Consider the following 7,364-nt stretch of genomic DNA (forward strand, 5'->3'; position numbering starts at 1 on the left):
CTCTGACCGGGATCTATCAATTCCAGTTCGTAGTCATATTGACTTTGATCTGGAAATGACCTTTTCTTCGGTTTGGGCTGCATGAAAAGATGGATATATTGCTCGGGGCTCATGGTGTTCTCCCTTGTTTCACCATCTAGATACAGCCGCCGATGAATCGGTTCAATCCTTCAGGATTGCAACTTGGCTTGCAGAAATGAAACACATTCCCTGGGACTCCTATCAAATCTTCCTGGCCGTCGCCCGCACTGGCAGCCTCAGCGCAGCGGCTGATCGTATCGGCCTTTCCAGCGCCACCATCGGCCGGCGCATGCTGGAGCTCGAGCGTCAGATGGAGTGCGGATTGTTCGTACGCAGCCAGGCCGGCTATTCGCTGACAGGCGGCGGGCAGGCGTTACTCGATCACCTCGCCGGCATGGAAGTGGCCGGACGTGAGATGGAGATCTGGAACGCAGGTCTATGCGGCGCCGTACGGGTCCGCATCTGTGCCGGTAGCTGGTGCGCGCGTTTTCTCATGCGCAATCTCAACGAACTGGTGCGGACGGGGGACCGACACGGCATCGACATCAGCATCGGCGAAGAGCGGGCCTCGCTCGCCCATCGCAGCGCCGATATCGGCATCCGCGCCTTTGAGCCGGAGGAAACCAACCTGGCCGCTGTGCGCCTGCCGGAAGTGGCTTATGCCGTCTATGCGGCCGTCGATATGCCTGTGGCGCATGCCGAGCGCTGGATCGCCGTTTCGGAGGAAGTCGCGGTATCCCGCTATCTGCGCTACCCGCATGAGAAGTGGCCCAACAATCTCATCGCCACGGTTAGCCGGGCTGAGGGGTTGCGGCATTCGATCCTGTCCGGTGCCGGCGTTGGCGTGTTGCCGTGCTTCGTCGGCGATGTGGACCCTGACCTCCGCCGGGTCGGCGAGGAGATCGCCGAGCTTCGCCACCGGAGCTGGCTGGTCATGAATAATGAGGATCGTCATCGGCCCGAGATTCGCGCGGTGGTCGACCGCATGACCGTACTGTTCCGCCGTCACGTCGCGCTGTTCGAAGGGCGATGCGGTCTCGGCGAGCCGGCCTTGTCAAACCCGCTCGATATGGCCACATAGGGCACCTGTTTCGGAGATGCCCCATGAGCGAAGCGCCGCAGCATTTCGACCTCGCCGTGGTGGGGGGAGGGCCGGCTGGTCTTGCCGCTGCCGTCGCCCTTGCCGATGCCGGCGCGCGTGTGGCACTGATCGCGCCGCGTCCCAGTGTCGATGATTGGCGAACCACGGCACTTCTGGGCGATTCCGTTGATTTCCTTGAACGGCACGGTGTTTGGTCGGAACTGCGCGCCGCTGCTGCCCCGCTTCGGCATATGCGCCTCATCGATGCCTCCAGCCGTCTGTTCCGGGCGCCCGACGTGACGTTCGATGCGCGTGAGATCGGACGTGATCTGTTTGGCTACAACGTTGCCAACGGTCCGCTGGTTGCCGCGCTGTCGGACGCCGTCGCCGCCCGCAGCGGCGGCATTGTTCGCTACCAGACGTTGTTCCAAACGCTTGGTCACTCAGAAGGCGGCGAACGGCTCACCCTCTCCTCGGGGGAGGCCGTCACTGCCTCGCTGGTGGTCGCGGCGGATGGCCGTAATTCCGGCGTCCGTCAGGCGGCTGGTATTGAGGTGAAGTCCTGGAGCTATCCGCAAGAGGCGCTGGTACTGGCGCTCTCCCATCGCGAACCGCATCACGACACCTCGGTCGAGTTCCATACCGAAGCTGGGCCGTTCACCCTCGTCCCCCACGGTCCAGGACGGTCGTCGCTGGTGTGGATGGATCGGCCCGAAGTGATCGAGCGCATGGCCGGTCTCGACGATGCCGCGCTGGCACTGGAGATAGAGCGTCGCTGCGGTTCGGCCTGGGGTGCCATGACCGTCGACAGCCCACGCCAGCGCTGGCCGATTTCCGGCTTCCACGCACGACAGTTGGCCGCTGGCCGTGTTGTCCTGGTTGGCGAGGCGGCGCATGGCTTTCCGCCGATTGGGGCACAGGGCTTCAACCTGACGCTGCGCGACATCGCCAAGCTGGAGAAGATTGTCCGCGCCGATACCCATCCCTCCACCGGCAAGCCGCTTGATGGCGCGGCGGTCGCCAGGAGCTATGGTCATGCGCGGCGTTTCGATGTCATCGGTCGGGTGACCGGCGTCGATCTGCTCAACCGATCGCTTTTGAGCGACTTCCTACCTACGCAGTTTGTCCGCGCCGCCGGCCTGATGCTGGCCAAGGAGCTTGGCCCGGTCAGGCGGCTGATGATGCGGGCGGGGCTGGCGGCCCGATAATTCGGTTTCTGTCCAGGCTGTTTGTGCCGGCCCGACACCAAGTCCGGCAGCTCCGGACTTGGTGGATTCGGCTATTCCGGCTTCGGCTGGGGCAGAATCGGCTGCTTGGGGTCGCGCGGGGCTTCGCCATCCAACAGGTCGTTGGGATCGGCAGGCTTGGCGTTGGTGGGCGATGGCGTATCGCTTTCAGCGTCGGGCGGTAGATCGACGGCATCAGGATCCTTGGTATCGACATCCACCTTGCCGGCTGCGGCCTTCTCACGCTCTACCTTGCGCCACTTGGCAACATTGCGGTTATGGTCGGCCAGGCTGGCCGCGAAGATATGGCCGCCGGTACCGTCGGCGACGAAGTAGACATCCTTGGTGTTGGACGGATTGGCTACCGCCTCGAGCGCGGCGCGGCCGGGGTTGGCGATCGGCCCCGGCGGAAGGCCGTTGATGTGATAGGTGTTGTAAGGCGTCTGCTTGTCGATGTCGGTGCGGGTGATCGGCCGGCCAAGCGTTCCGGCACCGCCGACGAGACCATAGATGATCGTCGGATCGGATTGCAGGCGCATGTTGTGCGCAAGCCGATTGAGGAACACCGAGGCGACATGCGGCCGCTCGTCGGCCTTGCCCGTTTCCTTTTCGACGATCGAGGCCAGCGTCACCAGTTCCTTGGGGTCGGAGAAGGGGAGGTCGCGACTGCGTCCGGCCCAGATCTCATCCAGCACCTTGGCATGGGCCGTCTTCATCTGCTCGATGATCTGGCTGCGGGAGGCGCCACGGGTGAAGCTGTAGGTCTCCGGTAGCAGGGTGCCCTCGGCGGGCACTGTTGGAACCGGGCCGGTGAGGAATTCGCTGTCTTTGAGACGATCGACGATCTGCTGCGAGGTGAGGCCTTCGGGGAAGGTGATCTGATGCATGATCGCCTTGCCAGACACCAGCATGTTCATCACGCCACGCATGCTGATGCCGGCCGGGAACGCGTATTCGCCAGCCTTGAGGCGACCCTGCTGCTGATAGGCACGCACGCCGCCAACGAAAATATAATGGCCCAGCATGTCATAGGGGGTCTCGATGACCCCTTCGGTCTCCAGGATGTCGGCGATACGGACGAGACCGGAATCGGCAGGTATGACCACGACCTTTTCCTGGGTCAGCGGGCCGGGCTTTTCGAATTCGCGCTTGCCCCAGTAGAGTACGACGCCAGCGGCGAGCACACCGAGCAATAGCAGCGTCACCAAGGCGTTCATCACCACGACGATCGGGTTACGGGCCCGGCGCGATCGCGGCAAGGGCGGCGCCTGCTCGGGTGCCAGGGCCTCGCGCGGGCTCTTCGGGTTGAGCCTCGTCTTCCCGTCGGTGGTGTCGGTTGCGTCCTGCCTGTCGTCCATGGGGCTTGATCTCTTCATGGGGCGCGGTCCGTCACTTCCGCCCATGATTGTGGCAGCAGCACGGAACGGTGGCCGTCAAGGCGCGCATGCCCAGGGGCAAAGCACCGTTCCGGCCCGTTCGGGCGAGTCTCCAGGCAACACACCGCTTCCAACCTTGGCAAGCGTCGCTTTGGTGATTGCCACAGCTTTCGGGATTCGAATCAAAATGGCCCGCCAGAGCTTTGGGTCCGGCGGGCCACTTTTCTTACCTCAGTCGCCGGCGGACCTCCGGCCCTTGGCTCTCGCTTCGCGGGCGCCGCTTGGCGCCGGAAGCCGCGAGGCGGCTTCGGTTTACTCTTGTCTCGACTGACCGACGATCAGCCTTCGAAAGCCTTGACGATCAGAGAGGCGTTGGTACCGCCGAAGCCGAAGGAGTTGGACAGCGCGTAGCGCAGCTTCTTTTCCTTGGCCTTGTGCGGGACCAGATCGATCGGCGTCTCGACGTTGGGATTGTCGAGATTGATGGTCGGCGGCAGAATGCTGTCACGCACCGCAAGCGTGGTGTAGATCGCCTCGATGGCGCCGGCGGCTCCCAGAAGATGGCCCGTCATCGACTTGGTTGAAGACATGGCAAGGTTCTTGGCAGCGTCGCCGAACAGACGCTCGACAGCGCCCACCTCGATGCCGTCGGCCATGGTCGACGTCCCGTGGGCGTTGACGTAGCCGATCTCGTCGGGCGAGATCTTGGCGTGGCGCAGGGCGGCCTTCATGCAGCGGTAGGCGCCGTCACCGTCTTCGGATGGGGCGGTGATGTGATAGGCGTCGCCCGACATGCCGTAGCCGACGATCTCGCCATAGATGGTGGCGCCGCGCTTCTTGGCATGTTCCAGCTCTTCGACAACGACGATGCCGGCGCCTTCGCCCATGACGAAGCCGTCGCGGTCGCGGTCATAGGGGCGCGAGCCCTGTTCCGGACGATCGTTGAAGGCAAAGCAGAGCGCCTTCATCGACGCGAAGCCGGCGAGCGACAGGCGGCAGATCGGGCTTTCCGCGCCGCCGGCGATCATCACGTCCGCCTCGTCGTTGGCGATCAGCCGCGCCGCGTCGCCGATGGCATGCGAGCCGGTCGAACAGGCGGTGACCACCGACGAGTTCGGACCCTTGTAGCCATGGGCGATGGAGATGTAGCCGGCAGTCAGGTTGATCAGGCGGCCGGGGATAAAGAAGGGCGAAACACGGCGCGGGCCCTTGTCGCGCAGCGTGTAGCCAGCTTCGACGATGCCGTTGATGCCGCCGATACCCGAGCCGACCAGCACGCCGGAGCGCGCCTGATCTTCGTATTCGGTCGGTTGCCAGCCGCTGTCTTCGACCGCCTGACGGGCAGCCTCCATCGAGAAGATGATGAAATCGTCGACCTTGCGCTGGTCCTTGGGATCCATCGCATGGTCGGGGTTGAAGGTGCCGTTCGTGCCGTCGCCGCGCGGAATGATACCGGCGATCTGACAGGCGATATCATCGACGGGAATGGACTCGATGCGGCGAATGCCGCTCTTGCCAGCCTTGATAGCGGCCCAGTTCTGCTCGACACCGCAGCCGAGCGGCGTGACCATGCCGAGACCGGTGATGACGACTCGTCTCATTGGACGAGAGCCTCCCTGTTGGTCGTCTCCGTCGGGTCCGTCGCCATGGTGAGGACACGCGCAACGGGACGCAATTGACGGAGCAGAGGAACCGCTCAGCGAACTGCGGACGACTGAAACATCGTCGATAGCCAGCTTACTTCGGTCCCAAGACGCGTTGATAAGCAAAGGAAGCAGCCCCTCAGGGAGGAACTGCTTCTCTGCCGAACGCGTCTGGAAATCAGGCCGTCGCCTTCTCGAGGAACTTGACGGCGTCGCCGACCGTCAGGATCGTCTCGGCGGCATCGTCGGGAATCTCGACGCCAAAGGCTTCTTCGAAGGCCATGACCAGTTCGACGGTGTCGAGCGAGTCGGCACCCAGGTCTTCGATGAAGGAGGCTTCGAGAACCACCTTGTCGGCGTCAACGCCGAGATGGTCGATAACGATATTCTTCACCTTTTCAGCGACTTCGCTCATGTTCACGGATCCTTATCAGTCCAAATCCAATGCCGAACGGGACGTCGGCCACTCGCCGCCTGCCTCGCCTGAAGCGATGCCGTAGCGGCGAAGACCGGCTACCGAAGCTGTCGAGCATGCCAGTGCCTGATGACACCGCCCCCAAGTTGGTCCGATCGCCCGCCCCCGGGGTCGAACAAGTCCGAACCCTTCGGAAATCGTGGCGATCTCAGCCAATGCTCGTGCTCACGACCTTCGGGCGGGTCCTTGAACAGGTTCCCGATCAGATCGCGGGCTTGGTAACACACTTCGCCCCAGATGACTAGCGGCCCTTCACGAAACCGCCGATGATCGCGAACGGTTCTTTTACCATTCGCGAAACCCTAAAAACTGGGCTGGGCTGGCAGGCGCCAGCGCGGCCCGTCAGATCATCGCCATGCCGCCATTGACGTGCAGCGTCTGGCCGGTGACGTAGGCGGCCTCACGGCTCGCAAGATAGACACAGGCTGCGGCGATCTCTTCGGAGGTGCCGAGGCGACCCATCGGCACGGCGGCCAGAGTGCCTTCCTTCTGCTTGTCGTTGAGGGCGTCGGTCATCGGCGTTTCGATGAAGCCCGGCGCCACGCAGTTGGCGGTGATGCCGCGAGTCGCCACCTCGGCGGCCAGCGCCTTGGTCATGCCGATCATGCCGGCCTTGGCAGCGGCATAGTTGCCCTGGCCGGGATTGCCGGTGACGCCGACGATCGAGGTGATGCCGATGATGCGACCGAAGCGGCGCTTCATCATACCCTTGACGGCGGCGCGGGAGAGGCGAAAGCCGGAGGTTAGGTCGACCTCGATGACCTGGTCCCAATCCTCGTCCTTCATGCGCATGAACAGGCCGTCACGGGTGATGCCGGCATTGTTGATGAGAATGTCGACCTGACCGAGGGCGGTCTCGGCCTCAGTGAACAGGCGGTCGACGTCAGCTCTGTCGGAGAGGTTGGCCGTCACGATATGGGTGCGCTCGCCCAGCCGGCCGGCCAGCTCTTCAAGCGGCGCGAGACGGGTGCCGGAAAGGGCAACCTTGGCGCCCTGCGCGTGCAGTGCGGTGGCGATGGCCCCGCCGATGCCGCCGGAGGCCCCGGTCACCAACGCCGTCATTCCAGTCAAGTCGAACATGGTTTTCCACCTCGTTCTTGCGGCCGGCCGGATGCTGCCGGCGCCTTGCTCGACGGCCTGACACCACGTCGGCCGCGCCGAGTCAAGCGGTAACGGCTGGTTTTCCCGCATTTGCCAGTATCTTCCTGGCTCTAGCTGTGAGCTTTCAGGAGGTTGTCCATTCGGAGCGGATTTTGGAGACTGGAGTTACCACACCTCAGTTTTCCAGGATCGCCCCGAATGAACATCCACAAGAATGCCCGCCTGACGCCGTTGCGTCGAGAGGAAATGGCCGTCGCGGTGATCGAAGGCCGTCTGTCGAAGGCGGAAGCGGCCCGCCGTTATGGCGTTTGCGTGAAGAGTGTGTCGCGTTGGGTTGAGCGCTTTCGTGTCGAAGGATCGGTCGGAATGGTCGATCGTTCGTCTCGTCCAAAGACCAGCCCCAGGCAACTCGCGACGGACGTGTGCGTCCGGATTGCGGCT

At 63.4% G+C, this 7,364-nt stretch carries 7 protein-coding genes; 3 read left to right on the forward strand and 4 right to left on the reverse strand.

Going from position 1 to position 7,364, the window contains the following annotated elements; all coding sequences use genetic code 11:
- Window positions 1-196 precede the first annotated feature (196 nt).
- The gene (locus G522_RS28115; RefSeq protein ID WP_051229023.1) at window positions 197-1,102 is read left to right on the forward strand and encodes a LysR family transcriptional regulator; all 906 of its coding nucleotides are present in this window, start codon (window positions 197-199) and stop codon (window positions 1,100-1,102) included.
- 23 nt (window positions 1,103-1,125) lie between these two features.
- Entirely contained in the window at window positions 1,126-2,310 is a 1,185-nt protein-coding gene (locus G522_RS28120; RefSeq protein WP_036840389.1) for a UbiH/UbiF family hydroxylase, read from the forward strand.
- A gap of 71 nt (window positions 2,311-2,381) precedes the next feature.
- Here G522_RS28120 and mltG read toward each other — a convergent pair whose 3' ends face one another.
- The 4 genes from mltG to fabG form a co-directional block, all read right to left on the reverse strand.
- The gene (mltG, locus tag G522_RS28125) at window positions 2,382-3,686 is read right to left on the reverse strand and encodes an endolytic transglycosylase MltG (RefSeq protein WP_084633329.1); all 1,305 of its coding nucleotides are present in this window, start codon (window positions 3,684-3,686) and stop codon (window positions 2,382-2,384) included.
- 356 nt (window positions 3,687-4,042) lie between these two features.
- On the reverse strand, window positions 4,043-5,305 hold the full coding sequence (fabF, locus tag G522_RS0121570; RefSeq protein WP_026792809.1) for a beta-ketoacyl-ACP synthase II: 1,263 nt from the start codon (window positions 5,303-5,305) through the stop codon (window positions 4,043-4,045).
- A 220-nt stretch (window positions 5,306-5,525) separates the two neighbouring features.
- Window positions 5,526-5,762 carry an acyl carrier protein gene (locus G522_RS0121575; protein WP_026792810.1) on the reverse strand — a complete coding sequence of 79 codons (237 nt, stop codon included), beginning with the start codon at window positions 5,760-5,762 and terminating at the stop codon, window positions 5,526-5,528.
- A gap of 402 nt (window positions 5,763-6,164) precedes the next feature.
- Window positions 6,165-6,902, reverse strand: a complete 738-nt coding sequence (gene fabG / locus G522_RS0121590; RefSeq protein ID WP_026792811.1) for a 3-oxoacyl-[acyl-carrier-protein] reductase — start codon at window positions 6,900-6,902, stop codon at window positions 6,165-6,167.
- Between the two features lie 219 nt (window positions 6,903-7,121).
- Between fabG and G522_RS0121595 the strand changes: the two genes are divergently transcribed.
- Window positions 7,122-7,364, forward strand: a 243-nt coding sequence (locus tag G522_RS0121595) for a leucine zipper domain-containing protein (RefSeq protein ID WP_026792812.1), incomplete at its 3' end; no start/stop codon positions are given.

Source organism: Pleomorphomonas oryzae DSM 16300, from assembly GCF_000422965.1.
Lineage (GTDB): Bacteria > Pseudomonadota > Alphaproteobacteria > Rhizobiales > Pleomorphomonadaceae > Pleomorphomonas > Pleomorphomonas oryzae.

Excerpts from the sequence above, each read along its gene's own strand:
- G522_RS28115 (WP_051229023.1), top strand. The coding sequence starts at position 197 with ATGAAACACATTCCCTGGGACTCCTATCAAATCTTCCTGGCCGTCGCC.
- G522_RS28120 (WP_036840389.1), top strand. The coding sequence starts at position 1,126 with ATGAGCGAAGCGCCGCAGCATTTCGACCTCGCCGTGGTGGGGGGAGGG.
- mltG (WP_084633329.1), bottom strand. The coding sequence starts at position 3,686 with ATGGACGACAGGCAGGACGCAACCGACACCACCGACGGGAAGACGAGG.
- fabF (WP_026792809.1), bottom strand. The coding sequence starts at position 5,305 with ATGAGACGAGTCGTCATCACCGGTCTCGGCATGGTCACGCCGCTCGGC.
- G522_RS0121575 (WP_026792810.1), bottom strand. The coding sequence starts at position 5,762 with ATGAGCGAAGTCGCTGAAAAGGTGAAGAATATCGTTATCGACCATCTC.
- fabG (WP_026792811.1), bottom strand. The coding sequence starts at position 6,902 with ATGTTCGACTTGACTGGAATGACGGCGTTGGTGACCGGGGCCTCCGGC.